Raw genomic sequence first — 15466 nt, 5'->3', positions numbered from 1 at the left:
GCCCGCCCTGCCACCTGTCCTGGTGGGGTGGGCCTTTCGTACGTGTCAGGGGCCGAAGGGGAAGACGCTGGTGTCGATGGTGAGGTCGAAGGGCTCCGGTAGGTGAATGTCCTCCCCGAACTTCACCGCCTGGAGTTCCTGGTAGACGGCGTCTTCCGGCTCCCCGAACAGCGTGACCGTGGGTCCGGGAGGAGCGAAGCGGTCGATGAGGAGGTAGAGCGGAACACCCGCCTCCGCGTAGGCGGCCGCCTTGTTGAGCCGGTCGCAGCTCGCATTGTCCGGCGAGGTGATCTCTACGACCGGCTCTGCGGCCGTGAGCGGGACATCCTCGCCTCCTTCGACGCGGTCAGGGATGTCGTCCGGGACCACGACGAGGTCCGCAATGAAGAGCCGTCCACGCAGGGGGTGGGTGACCCGAGAGTTTGGTACACCCCCCATTCCTCGGGCAGCACCGTGTACAGCCTGCGGTGCACCTATTCGGCGATGCGATGGTGCGGTACGGCCGGTGGAGGTGACACAACGACGACTCCATCGATGATCTCCACCTTGCTGCCCTCGGGCCAGTCCGCTTCCTGCCCGAAGCGGAGCAGCTCATCCCAGTACTGCCCCGGAGTGGGGCCGGCGGGGAGTGCACTCACGGCGGTCTCCTGACGTGTTGTGGCACCGACCCCAGCATGACGAACGGGCCGGGCACCGGTCCACCGATCCCGTTCACCCGAACGATGCGTCCGCCCCTCACCCCTTCAACGGATCATGCCCCCAGTTCATCAGCGAATACCGCCACGTCGTCTCCGTCACATCCCCTGCCGGCCGCTGCGCGAGATGGCGGTGCACATACCCCGTCACCTTGCGCATGTGCGCATAGTCATCGTCCGAGAGATCCGCGCGCTTGGTGCGGAGCAGCGAAACGATCCGGCGCCCCGACTCGTGCCCCACCGACTCCCCACCCCCCTTGCGCTGCCCCGACTCCTTGGACTCGTCCTCCTTCAGCCACGACTCCAGCTCGGACGGGGACATGTTCACCGCGTCCTTGAAGTCCTGCCAGACGGTGTCCTGGTCGTCCTCCGTCTTCGCCACGGCCTCAGGACCGCTTCTTCTTCAGGGCGCCGGGCCTGTGCACGGCCGACCCGCCGGACTTCTCGCTGCGGACCTTGTACTGCGGGTCGTCCGGCGAGGCGTCCACCGTCCGCCCGGCCTCCTCCGTACGCCCCGTGATCTTCTTCTCCACCTTGCCGACGGCCTCACTGCCATGGCTCTTCCAGGTGACCTTGTCGCCCCTGCTGAAGTCGTCCTTCTTCTTCGGCATCGCCGTTCTCCTCGCGGTCTGGTCCTCCCAGGACAGCACCGGTCGGGGCGCGGCGCGCGTCGGGCGCGCCCCGGAAGGAGCGCGCCCGACGGTGGCGGTGCGGGGCCGGATCAGCCGATGCGGTCCAGCACCACCGGGTTCGGGGTGAAGTCCGTGCCGGGCGGGGCGATGAGGACGCCGCCGTCGAGGGCTTCGAGGGCGTAGGGGAACTTTTCGGGGGTGTCGGTGTGGAGGGTGAGGAGGGGCTGGCCCTCCTTGACCTCGTCGCCGGGCTTGGCGTGGAGTTCGATGCCCGCGCCCGCCTGGACCGGGTCCTCCTTGCGGGCGCGGCCGGCGCCCAGGCGCCAGGCGGAGACGCCCACCGCGTACGCGTCGAGGGTGGTGAGGACGCCGGTGGCGGAGGCGTTGACGGTGTGCTGTTCGCGGGCGACCGGGAGCGGGGCGTCGGGGTCGCCGCCCTGGGCCTGGATCATGCGGCGCCAGTGGTCCATGGCGGAGCCGTCGGCGAGGGCCTTGGCGGGGTCGGCGTCCTTCAGGCCGGCCGCGTCGAGCATCTCGCGGGCCAGGGCGAGGGTGAGTTCGACGACATCGGCCGGGCCGCCGCCGGCCAGCACCTCGACGGACTCGCGGACTTCGAGGGCGTTGCCGGCGGTCAGGCCGAGCGGGGTGGACATGTCGGTGAGCAGCGCGGAGGTGCGGACGCCGTGGTCGGTGCCGAGTTCGACCATGGTGGTGGCGAGTTCGCGGGCGTCCTCGATGTTCTTCATGAAGGCGCCGGAGCCGGCCTTGACGTCCAGGACGAGTGAGCCGGTGCCCTCGGCGATCTTCTTGGACATGATCGAGGAGGCGATCAGCGGGATGGCCTCGACGGTGCCGGTGACGTCGCGCAGCGCGTACAGCTTCTTGTCGGCGGGGGCCAGTCCGTCGCCCGCCGCGCAGATGACGGAGCCGACGTCGCGCAGGACGTCCATCATCTCGGTGGTGGAGAGCAGGGCCCGCCAGCCGGGGATGGCCTCCAGCTTGTCGAGGGTGCCGCCGGTGTGGCCGAGGCCGCGGCCGGAGAGCTGCGGTACGGCCGCGCCGCAGGCGGCGACGAGGGGGGCGAGCGGCAGGGTGATCTTGTCGCCGACGCCGCCGGTGGAGTGCTTGTCGGCGGTCGGGCGGGCCAGGGCGGAGAAGTTCATCCGCTCGCCGGAGGCGATCATGGCGGCGGTCCAGCGGGCGATCTCCGTACGGTTCATGCCGTTGAGGAAGACGGCCATCGCCAGGGCCGACATCTGCTCGTGGGCGACCTCGCCGCGCGTGTAGGCGTCGATGACCCAGTCGATCTGCTCGGGGGTCAGCTCCTGCTTGTCGCGCTTCGCGCGGATGACCGAGATGACGTCCATCTGGGCTTCCTTTCGTGGAACGGCCGGCTCAGCCCGTCCCTGTACCCGGGAACGACGCGGCGAGCGGGTCCGTCCAGTTCTACACGCATAGAGCGCGGAGATCGAGAGGCCCGCACCGCCGGGTGACGGTGCGGGCCGGGGGCGGCGTCAGCGGGCCAGGTGCTGGGGGCCGAACGCGTCCGGAAGGAGGTCGTCCAGGCGCCGGACGCCCGCCGCGCCGGCGTCGATCAGCAGCTCGGGGCCGCCGTGCTCGTACAGCAACTGACGGCAGCGGCCGCACGGCACGAGCAGCTCGCCCCGGCCGTCCACGCAGGTGAACGCGGTCAGCCGGCCGCCGCCGGTGGCGACGAGCGCGGAGACCAGGCCGCATTCGGCGCACAGGCCGAGCCCGTACGAGGCATTCTCGACGTTGCAGCCGACGACCGTACGGCCGTCGTCCACCAGGGCCGCGGCGCCGACCGGGTACTCCGAGTACGGGGCGTACGCCCGGGACATCGCGTCCTGGGCCGCCGCGCGGAGCTGCTCCCAGTCGACCGGCACCTGATCACCGTTCATCCGGCCATCGTGCGTCATGCGCCCTGCCCCCGCCGGTACGGCTTGCCGTTGGCCTTCGGCGGGCGCAGCCGCTGCGCGAACAGCGCCAGCACCAGCAGCGTGGCGATGTACGGGCTGGCCTCGACCAGCTCCAGCGGCACCACGTCGGTGAGGAAGTACCAGAGGACGAGGAGGACCGCCGCGACACCCGCGACCGACGCCTGGGCGCGCTTGGCGGCGCGCAGGCGCAACAGCGCGAGGACGGCGAGCAGCGCCGCCAGGCCGAGCAGCAGCGCATGCACGGTCGGGCCGCCGCTGCGCAGTTGCATGGCGTCCATGAAGCCGAACAGGCCGGCGCCCATCGCGACGCCGCCGGGCCGCCAGTTGCCGAAGATCATCGTGGCCAGGCCGATGTAGCCGCGGCCGCCGGTCTGCCCGTCCTGGTAGAAGTGCGTGCTGATGGAGAGGAACGCGCCGCCGAGTCCGGCCAGCGCGCCGGAGACCAGCACCGCCGCGTACTTGTACGTGTAGACGTTGACGCCCAGCGACTCGGCCGAGACCGGGGCCTCGCCGCAGGAACGCAGCCGCAGGCCGAAGGACGAGCGCCACAGCAGGTAGAAGGTGCCGGCGAAGAGCAGCACGGCCAGCACGGTGAGCCAGGAGACGTTGGTGACCAGGCCGCCGAGGACGCCGGCCAGGTCGGAGACGAGGAACCAGTGGTGGTTCTCGACGGACCGCAACGCGTCCGCGAGCCCCGGCACGGTGAACGTCGGCATGTCGGCCATCGGCGGCGACTGCTTGTCGTTGCCGCCCGCCCGCATCGCCGCGCTGCCCTCCGCGCCGAACCACAGCGTGGCCAGGTACTGCGTCGCGCCCAGCGCCAGGATGTTGATGGCGACACCGGAGACGATGTGGTCGACGCCGAAGCTGACGGTGGCGATCGCGTGCACCAGCCCGCCGAGCGCGCCGCCGAGGATGCCGATGGCCGCGGCGGCCCACGGGCCGTGCTGCCAGCCGATCCAGCCGGCCGCGAACGAGCCGAGCATCATCATGCCTTCGAGGCCGATGTTGACCACGCCGGCCCGCTCGGCCCACAGGCCGCCGAGACCGGCCAGGCCGATCGAGGTGGCGGCGGCGAGCGCCGCGCTGAACTGGCCGGCGGAGGTCAGGTCGTTCGTGCCGGTGACCGCGCGCAGCAGGGACACCGCGACGATCGCCCCGGCGATGATCAGCAGGATGACCGGGTAGGTCGGCTTGCGGCGACCGCCGCCCCGCGCGCTGGCGCCGGGCCCGGCCGCGGGCTTGAGTTCGGTACTCACGCGGTCGCCTCCGCCTTGTCGTTCTCGCCTGGGTTCGTACGGGCCAGGGCGGCCAGTTCCTCGCCGACCTTGCGCTGCTGGGCGCGCAGCCCGTACCGGCGCACGATCTCGTACGCGATGACCACGCACAGCACGATCACGCCCTGAATCACGCCGACGATCTCCTGGGCGTACCCCTCGAACTCCAGGCGGGAGCCGGTGCGGTCGAGGAACGCCCACAGCAACGCGCCGAACGCCATGCCCACCGGGTGGTTGCGGCCGAGCAGCGCGATGGCGATGCCGGTGAAGCCGATGCCGGCCGGGAAGTCGGTGCCGTAGTTGAAGGACTCGCCGAGCAATGTCGGCATGCCCACCAGGCCCGCCGCGGCGCCCGAGAGCAGCATCGAGATGACGACCATCCGCTTGACGCTGACGCCGCTGGCCTCGGCGGCAGGCTCGGAGGTGCCCACCGCGCGCAGGTCGAAGCCGAAGCGGGTGCGGTTGAGCACGAACCAGTAGACGAAGCCGGCCAGCGCCGCGATCACCACGAAGCCGTACACCGGCTTGGGGTCGGTCGGGAAGCTGAAGAAGTGGCTGGACTCCGGCAGGAACCTGGTGTGCAGCAGGTTGCCGTCCTTGATCGCGAGGCGGCCGTCCTGGAGGAAGTAGCCGATCACGGAGGCGGCGATGGCGTTCAGCATGATCGTGGTGATCACCTCGCTGACGCCGCGCGAGGTCTTCAGGACACCCGCGATGCCCGCCCACAACGCGCCCACCAGCATGGCGATCACGATGAGCAGGATGATCTGGAGGGCTCCGGGCAGCGCGATGGCGCCGCCGACCGCCGCGGCCGCGAAGGCCGCCAGCCGGTACTGCCCGTCCACACCGATGTTGAAGAGGTTCATCCGGAAGCCGATGGCGACCGCCAGTGCCGACAGGTAGTACGGCACCGCCTTGTTGATGATCCAGACCTGGCTGTCGCTGTAATGGCCGTAGTCGACCATGATCCAGTAGGCCCGCAGCGGGTTCTCGCCCGAGGCCAGGAAGACCAGCGAGCTGATGACGAACGCGGCGGCGATGGCCAGCAGCGGCGCGGCCAGCGCCAGCAGCACCTTGTCCTTGGTGAACGACCTGGTCAGCGTCTTCACTCCCGGTCACCTCCCGCGCGCTGGTCAGCGTCTTCAGCGGTCAGATGGCCGCTGGCGGCACCGGTCATGGCCGAACCCAACTCCTCCGGGGTGATGGTCGCGGGGTCGGCGTCCGCGACCAGCCGGCCCCGGTACATCACCCGCAGGGTGTCGGAGAGCCCGATCAGCTCGTCCAGGTCGGCAGAGATCAACAGGACCGCCAGGCCTTCCCGGCGCGCCGCGCGGATCTGCTCCCAGATCTGCGCCTGCGCGCCGACGTCCACGCCCCGCGTGGGGTGGGCGGCGATCAGCAGCTTGGGGTGATGGCTCATCTCCCGGCCGACGATCAGCTTCTGCTGGTTGCCGCCGGACAGCGAGGCCGCCGTCACCTCGATACCGGGCGTCCGCACGTCGTACGCGGCGACGATCCGCTCGGTGTCCTTGCGGGCCGCGGTCAGGTCCAGCAGGCGGCCCTTGCTGTTCGGGCGCTCGGTGACGTGCCCCAGGATGCGGTTCTCCCACAGCGGCGCCTCCAGCAACAGGCCGTGCCGGTGACGGTCCTCGGGGACGTACCCGATGCCGCCCTCGCGGCGCCTGCGGGTACTGACGCCGGACACGTCCTGCCCGTCCAGCGTCACGGTGCCGCCGTCCAGGGCCCGGGTGCCCATGATCGCCTCGACCAGTTCGGCCTGCCCGTTGCCCTCGACACCCGCGACGCCGAGCACCTCGCCCTTGTGGATGGTGAAGGTGATGCCGTCCAGCACGGTCCGTACGACTCCGTCGGAGTCGGTCGCCGACAGCCGGAGATCCGCCACGCCCAGCATCGGCGTGTCCGTCACCGTCGACTCCCGCGTCTCCGGGGACGGCAGCTCACTGCCCACCATCAGCTCGGCGAGCTGCTTGGGCGTCGTCTTCGCGGGCTCCACCGACGCGACCGTCGTGCCCCGCCGGATGACCGTGATGTCGTCCGCGACCGACAGGACCTCGCCCAGCTTGTGCGAGATGAAGATGACGGTCAGGCCCTCCGACTTCAGCTCCCGCAGGTTGTCGAAGAGCGCGTCGACCTCCTGCGGGACCAGGACCGCGGTCGGCTCGTCGAGGATCAGCGTGCGGGCACCCCGGTAGAGCACCTTGAGGATCTCCACCCGCTGGCGGTCCGCGACACCGAGGTCCTCCACGAGGACGTCGGGCCGTGCGCCCAGCCCGTACGCGTCCGAGATCTCCGTGATCCGCGCGCGGGCGCGGCCGGCGATGCCGTGCAGCTTCTCCGCGCCGAGGACGACGTTCTCCAGGACGGTGAGATTGTCGGCCAGCATGAAGTGCTGATGCACCATGCCGATGCCGCGGGCGATGGCGTCCGCGGGGGTGCCCAGCGCGGCCTGCTCGCCGTCGAGCGTGATGGTGCCCTCGTCCGGCTTCTGCATGCCGTAAAGGATCTTCATCAGCGTCGACTTGCCCGCGCCGTTCTCACCGCACAGGGCGTGCACGGTGCCGCGGCGTACGGTCAGGTCGATGTCGTGGTTGGCCACGACACCGGGGAAACGCTTGGTGATACCGCGGAGTTCGACGGCTGCGGGGCCCGGCTCGGCCGGGCGGCTGATCGTGGGTGCTGCGTTGATGGCGCACTCCCCTCGGGGATGGTTGTCCTGGGCGGACGGCATGTCCTTGGCGGACGGCGGGCAGCAGGTACCGGCCGTCGCGGGCACGGGTGCGGGTACGGCCCGGCCGCGGGTGATTCGGCCGTGGTGCGAGCCGCGGCCGCGGTGGGGCTGAGCGGTGGCGGGCCGCGGTGCGGTCCGCCTCCGTCAGCGCCCTGCTACGGCGTCTCCTTGACCTTCACCTTGCCCTCGACGATCTTCTGGCGGGCGGCGTCGATCTGCGGCTGGATGTCCTTGATGAACCCGCCCGACGTGGCGAGCGTGACGCCCTTCTTCTTCATGTCGTACGCGTGCACGCCCGTCAACGGCTTGCCGTCCTCGACACTCTTGATCAGGTCATAGACCGCCACGTCCACGTTCTTGACGACCGACGTCAGGATGCAGTCCTTGTACTTCGCCAGGCCCGGCTGCAGATACTGGTCGGAGTCCACACCGATCGCCCAGGCGCCCTTGCGCTTGCTGATCGCCTCGATGGCGCCCGCGCCCGACTGGCCGGCCGCGGAGTAGATCACATCGATGCCGCTGTCCAGCATGCCGCCCGCCTTGGCCCGCGCCGCGGCCGGGTCGTTGAACCCCTTGTCGTTGTTGGGGTACAGGTACTGCGACGTGACCTTGGTGTGCGGATCGGTGTCCCGTACCCCCTGCTCGAAACCGGCCTGGAACTTCTGGATCAGCGCGTTGTTCACACCGCCGATGAAGCCGACCTTGTGGTTCTTGCTCTTCAGGGCGGCGGCGACACCCGCCAGGTACGAGCCCTCGTGCTCCGCGAAGACCATCGCGTCCACGTTCTTGCCCTGCGGCACCGCGTCCACGACGCCGAAGGACGTCTCCGGGAAGTCCTTGGCGACGTTCTCGATCGACCGGCTGTAAGCGAATCCGACACCTATGACCGGGTTGTACCCGGCCTCGGCGAACGACGCGAGCCGCTGCTCGCGGTCCGCCTCCGTCTCGCCGTTCTTCGCGGTGAGCATCTTGACGTTGACGCCCAGCTTCTTCCTGGCGTTCTCGGTGCCGCGGGCGGCCGCCTCGTTGAAGGAGTGGTCGTCCCGCCCGCCGATGTCGAACGCGAGCCCGACACCGGCGTGGCTGGCCCGGTTCGCCTCGGCGAAGCTCTGACCGCAAGCGGTGGCAGTGACCGCGAGAAGCGCGGAGGCGCTGGCCGCGGCGGCAAACCTGGTGACCCGACGCAAGGGGCCTTTCCCTTCGCTCACAGCGCCCACGGTGGCGCTGGCTTGACGGGAGATTAACGCGCGTAGACCTGGCGCAAAACCCTTCGCTGCGTGGCCGTTATCTGATTGTTCCTCCCGTCGGGCGGGCCGCTGGCGTGGCGGGGTGGGGGTGGGCCTTGCGCTGTGGTGTGCGCGGGTGCGCTTGATCGCATGGGTTCGTCGCGGGTCGGGGGCGCGATAAAAGGAAGCGCCCCCTCGCGCTGCGCGCGAGAGGGGGCTGGTAGCAGTGAGTGACCCCGATGGCGGGATGGCCGCGTACGGCGCGGGCTCGGGGACATTCCGGGGTCTCCCCGCAGGCAGCCCGGCGCCAAGGTTCACGACGACCCTCACGTTGCCTCAAGGGTGCTGTGGGGGCACCCCGGCCGGAGGCTGGAGGGAGTGGCCCCGGAAGGGCCCCGAGCCCCCACCCACGGACCCAAAGCGCACGCCCCCCACCAGGCCAAAGGCACAAAACGAGCACCCCCATCACGGCACGTGACTACGCCAGCATCGCCGCCGCCGTGAACAGCTCCACCCCGGCCCGAATCGCGCCCTCGTCCACGTCGAAGTCGCCGCGGTGCAGGTCGTAACGGACGGTGCTGCCCGGTGACCGGACGCCCAGGCGCGCCATGGCCCCCGGCACGCGCTCCAGGTACCAGGAGAAGTCCTCGCCGCCGAGGGACTGCTCGGTGCCCTCGACGGTGTGCGGCCCGCGGCGGGCGGCCATCGCGTCGTGGAGGAGCTGGGTGGAGACCGGTTCGTTGACCACCGGTGGCACGCCCCGGACGTAGTTGATCTGGCACTTCGCCCCGTGCAGCGCCGCGACCTCGTCGATCGCCGCGTGCACCAGGTCCGGCGCGTCGCGCCACGCGTCCAGGTCCAGGCAGCGCACCGTGCCGGCCAGCTCCGCGTGCTGGGGGATGACGTTGCAGGCGTGGCCCACGTCCAGCCGGCCCCAGGTCACGGCGAGCCCGGCCCGGGTGTCGACCCGGCGGGAGAGCAGCGCGGGCGCGTCGACGGCGACCCGGGCGGCGGCCGTGACGAGGTCGGTCGTCAGGTGGGGCCGGGCGGTGTGGCCGCCGGGCCCGTCGAGGGAGACCTCCAGCCGGTCGCAGGCCGAGGTGATCGCCCCGGTGCGCAGGCCGATGCGACCGGCGTCCACGCGGGGGTCGCAGTGCACGGCGAGGATGCGGCCCACCCCGTCCAGCGCCCCGGAGCCGATCGCGTCGGTGGCGCCGCCGGGCAGGACTTCCTCGGCGGGCTGGAAGAGCAGCCGTACGGGCCGCGGCAGCCGCCCTTCGCGTGCCAGATCGGCGAGGATCAGGCCGGCGCCGAGGACGACGGTGGTGTGTACGTCGTGGCCGCAGGCGTGCGCGCGGTTGGGGACCGTCGAGCGGTAGGGCACCGTCTTCACGTCGGGGATCGGCAGCGCGTCGATGTCGGCGCGCAGGGCGAGCAGTGGCTGCCCGCCGTCCCAGGGCCCGAGGCCGGGCGTGATGTCACAGATCAGGCCGGTGCCGATGGACAGGACGCGTGGTGAGAGGCCGGCCCGCTCCAGGCGCGCCTTGAGCGCGGCGGTGGTGCGGAACTCCTGGTTGCCCAGCTCCGGGTGCATGTGCAAGTCGCGGCGGAAGGCGACCAGTTCGGCGCGCAGCTCTTCCGGCAGCGCGCCGGGCAGCGGTTCCCCGGCAGGAGCGTCTTCGGTTTCGGCCTCGCGGGACATCAAGTGGTTCACCTGTTGAAGGGTACGGGGGCAGTTGGGGCAACTGTCCCTCGATCAACAAAAGTTCAGCCCGTTAGGGGAAGGAAATCTAGGCCGCCCGGCGCATGGAGCAGTCATCACGGGGGTATCACTACCGGTTCCGTTTGTTTCCGGAATCACGGGCGCCGGATGCCTCAGGGGTTGCGCGCCACGGTGTCACCCTCGCCCGGTGGCGTCGCCGGCAGCCGCCGTACGCCCCGTGCCGTACCCGTCACGCCGGACAGGAACCCTTCGGCGCGTGGTGACGCCTTGCTGGTCAGCCAGGACGGGTCGATGTCGCAGACGGCGACGCCGACCCCGGTGCCGGCGAGGGCGAGCGGCAGCGTGTGCACCACGGTGGACGGGAAGCTGAGGACGAGGCGGCCGACGGGGCCGCGCCGGGCGATGAGTTCCAGCGGCAGGTCGGGGCGTACCACCTCCAGGCCGGTCTCGGCGGCGACCCGGCGGAGCTTGGCGGTGGCTTCGCGCCGGTGGGCGAAGTAGCGGGTGGCGCCGTGGGCCCGGGCGAGCGAGGTGACGGCTTCCAGATAGCGGTCGGGGTCGACGACGCCGGTCTCGACGAGGCAGGTGCCGACGATGTCCGCGCCACGGGTCAGCCGGGGCGGCCCGAACCGCCGTCGGGTCCAGGCGAATTCGTTCGAGAGGACGCGGATGCCCGGGGGCGGTTCGACGGGCATGGCGGTGAAGAGGCCGACGGTGCGGTGGCCGCCTTCGGGGGCGGGGGTGAGCCGGCGGCGGGCGGCGGCCGAGAACGGCGCGAAGAGGACGTCGCGGGGTCCGCGTCCGCCGCCGTGCCGGTGCCACCGTACGAGGCGTTCGCCGTTGGCCAGTTGGGTGATGAACTCCATCGTGGCCGTGCCGTCGTCGACCACGACCAGGTCGCGGGCGCGGGTGAGGGCCAGCAGGAGCTGGACGTAGCGGGAGAAGGGGTCGCCGATGACGACGCGGCCGGCGCGCCGCAGCCGGGGGGTGAGGCCGCCGACGGTCCGCAGCGGGGCGCCCGCGCCGCCGCGCGCCTCTTCCCACCGTACGGAGAAGCCTTCGTCGCGGGCGAGTTCGGCCATCCGGCGGAGCTGGCCGCGGGTCATCGGGTCGTGCGGGGCGAGGACGGCGACGGTGAGGTCCGCGGCCTGTTCGTGGTGCGCCCATTCCAGGACGTTCAGCAGTTGTACCGGGCTCTCGACGAAGGCGAGGGTGCCCGCGGCCGCGCGCCGGGCGTCTCGTCCGGCCGCCCGCCCCACGGCGCGGGCGTCCCGCTCAGCTCCCCCGGCCCGCTTCGCGGCGGACCTGGGGCGCTGCCGGGGTACCCCCAGGAGGCGGCGGACGGGAGCCCCCGCCTCCTGGGGCGGGCCACAGGCCCCGTCTGGTGAACTCACGGTGTGTACGTCCCGTCCGTCGGGCGGCTGGAGCGGTCGTGCGCGGGCAGGCGCGGCCGTACGGGTGCGGGGTCAGGCCGAGACCGGCTCGCGGTCGGCGGCCTCCGCCTCGGCGACGGCACCGGCGACCCGGCGCAGCTTCTTCATCGGGCCCAGTTCGCTCTCGTAGACCTTCTTGATGCCGTCGCCGAGGGAGTCCTCGATGGTGCGGATGTCGCGGACCAGGCGGGTCAGGCCCTGCGGTTCGACGGAGGCGGCCTGGTCGGAGCCCCACATGGCGCGGTCGAGGGTGATGTGGCGCTCGACGAAGGCGGCGCCGAGGGCGACGGCGGCGAGGGTGGTCTGCAGGCCGGTCTCGTGGCCGCTGTAGCCGATGGGGACGTTGGGGTACTCGGCCTGGAGGGTGTGGATCATGCGCAGGTTCAGCTCTTCGGCCTTGGCGGGGTAGGTCGAAGTGGCGTGGCACAGAACGATGTTGTCGCTGCCGAGGACCTCTACGGCGTGCCGGATCTGCTTGGGGGTGGACATGCCGGTGGAGAGGATGACCGTACGGCCGGTGGCCCGCATGGCGCGCAGCAGTTCGTCGTCGGTGAGGGAGGCGGAGGCGACCTTGTAGCAGGGCACGTCGAACTTCTCCAGGAAGGCGACGGACTCCACGTCCCAGGGGGAGGCGAACCAGGCGATGGAGCGCTTCCTGGCGTACTCGTCGATGGCGCGGTAGCCGTCCTCGTCGAACTCCACGCGGTGGCGGTAGTCGATGTAGGTCATCCGGCCCCAGGGGGTGTCGCGCTCGATGTCCCACTGGTCGCGCGGGGTGCAGACCTCGGGGGTGCGCTTCTGGAACTTCACGGCGTCGCAGCCGGCGTCCGCGGCGGCGTCGATCAGCGCGAAGGCCTTCTCCAGGTCGCCGTTGTGGTTGATGCCGATCTCACCGGTGACGTAGACGGGGCGGCCGGGCCCGACGGGCCGGTCGCCGAGGGTGCGGAGGCGGGAGTTGCTGGTCATCTGGGTGAGTTCCTTACTTGGTCAGAGGGTCGGGCCGAGGATCCACGTGGCGATCTCGCGGATCGCGCCGCTGCCTCCGGGGGTGGAGGTGACGGCGCGGGCGGCGCCGCGTACGACGTCGTGGGCGCCCGCGACCGCCACGGGCCAGCCGACGAGGCCGAAGCACGGGAGGTCGTTGACGTCGTTGCCGACGTAGAGCACGCGCTCGGGCGCGATGCCCTGTTCCTCGCACCACTGCTTGAGGGCGAGGTCCTTGCGGTCGATGCCGTGGAGCACGGGCAGGCGCAGCTTGTCCGCCCGCGCGGCGACGACCGGGTTCACTTCCGTGGACAGGATCAGCAGCTTCAGCTCCGCCTTGCGCAGGGCGGCGATGCCGAGGCCGTCGCCGCGGTGCACGGCGACCATCTCCCGTCCGTCGGAGTCGACGAGCACCCGGTCGTCGGTCTGGGTGCCGTCGAAGTCGAGTACGACCGCGTCGATGTCGTCGCGGGTCGGCAGCGCGCCGGGGCGCGCGCTGTCCAGCAGGGGTGCGAGGGCGCGGGCGCGGGCCAGGTCGTGCGGGTCGTCGACCTCCAGCACGCGGGCGGGATCGGTGCGCACCAGTTCCGTACGGCCGAAGAAGCGGTGGCCGGCGGCGCGGAAGCCGGCGGCGTCCATGGCGTAGGCGGCGCCGGTCTCCAGGAAGTCCTGGGGGCGGTCCTGGCGGCGGGGGCGGAAGGACGTGTCGTGGTTGACGCCGGTGCCGCCGGGGCCGGGGCCGCCGGCCGGGCCGGCCTCGACCGCCGCGTCCGCGCCCTCGCGCCACACGAAGCCGTGGAACGGCGCCACGGTCAGCGCGCTGTCCGCGCCGGCCTCGACGACCGCGGCGGCGACCGCGTCGATGTCCTCACGGATCAGGAAGGGGCTGGTGCACTGGACGAGCAGGACCGCGTCGACGGGCCTGCCGTGCTCGGCCTCGTAGGCGTCCATGGCGTGCAGGACCGCGGCCTCGCTGGTGGCCGTGTCACCGGCGAGGGCGCCGGGGCGGCGTATGACGACGGCGCCCGCGCCGCGTGCCGCGCCGGCGATCGCCGCGTCGTCCGTGGAGACCACGACATCGGTGACCAGCCGGGCCGCGCGGCATTCGCGGACGGCGCGGGCGATCAGCGGGACGCCGCCGACCGCGGCGAGGTTCTTGGCGGGGACGCCCTTGGAGCCGCCGCGGGCGGGGATGACGGCGACGACGGTCGGCGCGGCCGGGCGGCTGCTCGGTGGGGTCGGCATGGCGGGCTCCTTCCGGGGGCCGCGCGGGCTCCGGGGGCGGTCGGGTGAGGCGCTCACAGTTGGCCCCAGCGGCGGATGGCGGGGGCGACGCGCTGGACGCCGTGCCGGTACGCGCCGCGGGCGGCGTCGCGCACGGTGTCGCGGGCCAGCCGGCGCAGTCCGCCGGCCTCGGCGGGCTCGGCGGTCCGTCCGGGCAACGGTTCGCCCTGGGGGCCGAGGCCGTGGCGGGCGAGGATGCCGGGGAGGTAGCCGGGGGCGGTGCGGGGTGTGTAGTACGGGGTGAGGGGCGGCAGGCGGTCGGCGGCGCGCAGGGCGGTGACGCGGGCGCGGGCGGCGTCGAAGGCGGTGGCGTAGCGGGAGCCGGGGGCCACGCCTTGGCGGTCCAGCCAGTGCGGGTCGGGGTCGGGGCGGTGGCCGGCGTCCAGTTCGTCCCAGGAGGCGAGGCAGCCGGAGCCGAGGAAGTGGTGGTTGCCGAGGACTTCGCGGATGCCGAGGTCGGTGAGGACGGCGGTGGGGATGCCGCGGTGCAGGGATTCCAGTGCGGCGGTCGAGCTGACGGTCACCAGGAGGTCGGTGCGGTCCAGGATCTCGCCCATGTTGCCGTACGCCAGGCGGCAGTTGGGCGGCAGGCCGCCGGGGAGGCGGGCCGCCAGCTTCTGGTACGGAAGTTCCTCGATGTGTGTGGTGTGTTCGCCGGGTCTGCTGCGCAGCTTGACCAGGACTTCGCGGCCGGGGTTGCGCCGGGCGTGTCCGGCGGCGCGGCGCAGCAGGTACGTACGGTCGTCGCGGCGGTCCGGTACGGACGGCTGGGCGGCGAAGACGACCGTGTGGGGGCGGCGGTCGCCGGCGGGCTCGTACGGGGCGCCGCCCAGGAAGGGCAGGGCGCACTCGACGACACTGCCGCCGTCGGCGCCGACGCCCTCGTACACCGCGCGGAAGCGGTCCGCGTCGTGCCGGGAGTTGGCGAGGACGACGTCCGCGCCGTGCCGCAGCAGCAGGCCGTCGGCCAGCTTCTCGTAGACGACGCCGACGTAGCCGGTGACGACGACGGGCCGCCGGCCGGCGCCTTGCCAGACGCGGGCGAGGCCGTGCAGCATCGCCTGCACGGCGCCGCCGACGCAGGCGAGGACGACCACGTCGTACCGCGTGGGGTCCTTCATCAGCGCCAGGAAGTCCGCGCCGCGGATCTCGCGCAGCGCGTCCGCACGGGCGCCGACCTCGTCGAGCTGGCGGACCGTGGGGGTGGCGCGGCCGCGGAGCAGATATCCGTCCAGATGGATGTCCGATTGAATGCGGTGCGCTGTCGAAGCGCCCCATTTCCATCGGGTGTCCGAATCCGCGAGCACCGCGACACGCGGCTGGGAAGTGGTACGAGTGGGCACGACGAAAACGCTAGGAAGGCGTTCCGTTCGGCGGGCCAACTGTGCCGCAACAACGGGTTAACAGCGCATCGCGGAACAGCGAACCAGCGCGCCGAATTGCCGGGTTAACCATCCCGCCGCGCTTCGTTCACCCTGGGGTCCGCGTCCCGTCAAGACGAA

At 71.9% G+C, this 15466-nt stretch carries 15 protein-coding genes; all 15 read right to left on the bottom strand.

Annotated elements, in window-relative coordinates:
• Nucleotides 1-45: 45 nt before the first annotated feature.
• The gene (locus ACH4EB_RS25175) at nt 46-438 is read right to left on the bottom strand and encodes a Uma2 family endonuclease (RefSeq protein ID WP_398349905.1); all 393 of its coding nucleotides are present in this window, start codon (nt 436-438) and stop codon (nt 46-48) included.
• 35 nt (nt 439-473) lie between these two features.
• Nucleotides 474-638 carry a hypothetical protein gene (locus ACH4EB_RS25170; protein WP_398349904.1) on the bottom strand — a complete coding sequence of 55 codons (165 nt, stop codon included), beginning with the start codon at nt 636-638 and terminating at the stop codon, nt 474-476.
• A gap of 97 nt (nt 639-735) precedes the next feature.
• Entirely contained in the window at nt 736-1077 is a 342-nt protein-coding gene (locus tag ACH4EB_RS25165) for a DUF3140 domain-containing protein (protein ID WP_398349903.1), read from the bottom strand.
• 4 nt (nt 1078-1081) lie between these two features.
• Nucleotides 1082-1306, bottom strand: coding sequence for a DUF2945 domain-containing protein (locus ACH4EB_RS25160; RefSeq protein ID WP_398349901.1), 225 nt, complete (start codon nt 1304-1306; stop codon nt 1082-1084).
• Nucleotides 1307-1416: 110 nt separating this feature from the next.
• Nucleotides 1417-2694: a thymidine phosphorylase gene (locus ACH4EB_RS25155; protein ID WP_398349899.1), complete on the bottom strand. Its 1278-nt coding sequence runs from the start codon at nt 2692-2694 to the stop codon at nt 1417-1419.
• 147 nt (nt 2695-2841) lie between these two features.
• Nucleotides 2842-3249 carry a cytidine deaminase gene (locus ACH4EB_RS25150; protein WP_398349897.1) on the bottom strand — a complete coding sequence of 136 codons (408 nt, stop codon included), beginning with the start codon at nt 3247-3249 and terminating at the stop codon, nt 2842-2844.
• A gap of 14 nt (nt 3250-3263) precedes the next feature.
• Nucleotides 3264-4547, bottom strand: coding sequence for an ABC transporter permease (locus ACH4EB_RS25145; RefSeq protein WP_398349895.1), 1284 nt, complete (start codon nt 4545-4547; stop codon nt 3264-3266).
• Entirely contained in the window at nt 4544-5674 is a 1131-nt protein-coding gene (locus ACH4EB_RS25140; protein WP_398349893.1) for an ABC transporter permease, read from the bottom strand. Before ACH4EB_RS25140 ends, ACH4EB_RS25145 begins: the two co-directional genes overlap by 4 nt.
• Nucleotides 5671-7314 carry an ABC transporter ATP-binding protein gene (locus ACH4EB_RS25135; RefSeq protein WP_398349892.1) on the bottom strand — a complete coding sequence of 548 codons (1644 nt, stop codon included), beginning with the start codon at nt 7312-7314 and terminating at the stop codon, nt 5671-5673. Before ACH4EB_RS25135 ends, ACH4EB_RS25140 begins: the two co-directional genes overlap by 4 nt.
• Before the next feature lie 155 nt (nt 7315-7469).
• Nucleotides 7470-8501: a BMP family protein gene (locus tag ACH4EB_RS25130; protein WP_398349948.1), complete on the bottom strand. Its 1032-nt coding sequence runs from the start codon at nt 8499-8501 to the stop codon at nt 7470-7472.
• Nucleotides 8502-9018: 517 nt separating this feature from the next.
• A complete protein-coding gene (locus ACH4EB_RS25125; RefSeq protein WP_398349946.1) occupies nt 9019-10242 on the bottom strand; it encodes an amidohydrolase in 1224 nt (407 codons plus the stop codon).
• A 173-nt stretch (nt 10243-10415) separates the two neighbouring features.
• On the bottom strand, nt 10416-11522 hold the full coding sequence (locus ACH4EB_RS25120; protein WP_398349890.1) for a hypothetical protein: 1107 nt from the start codon (nt 11520-11522) through the stop codon (nt 10416-10418).
• Nucleotides 11523-11729: 207 nt separating this feature from the next.
• Nucleotides 11730-12662, bottom strand: coding sequence for an N-acetylneuraminate synthase family protein (locus tag ACH4EB_RS25115; RefSeq protein WP_398349889.1), 933 nt, complete (start codon nt 12660-12662; stop codon nt 11730-11732).
• A 21-nt stretch (nt 12663-12683) separates the two neighbouring features.
• Complete coding sequence (locus ACH4EB_RS25110; RefSeq protein ID WP_398349887.1) at nt 12684-13925, bottom strand: cytidylyltransferase domain-containing protein; 1242 nt, start codon at nt 13923-13925, stop codon at nt 12684-12686.
• 53 nt (nt 13926-13978) lie between these two features.
• Nucleotides 13979-15307 (bottom strand): DUF6716 putative glycosyltransferase, encoded by a 1329-nt coding sequence (locus ACH4EB_RS25105; protein WP_398349885.1) that lies wholly within the window; start codon nt 15305-15307, stop codon nt 13979-13981.
• Nucleotides 15308-15466: the final 159 nt, after the last annotated feature.

Origin of the sequence: Streptomyces sp. NPDC018045 (assembly GCF_044327445.1) — a bacterium.
Classification (GTDB): Bacteria; Actinomycetota; Actinomycetes; order Streptomycetales; family Streptomycetaceae; genus Streptomyces.
The sequence above is the reverse complement of the archived record's forward strand: the minus strand, read 5'-3'. Positions and strand labels throughout refer to the sequence as shown.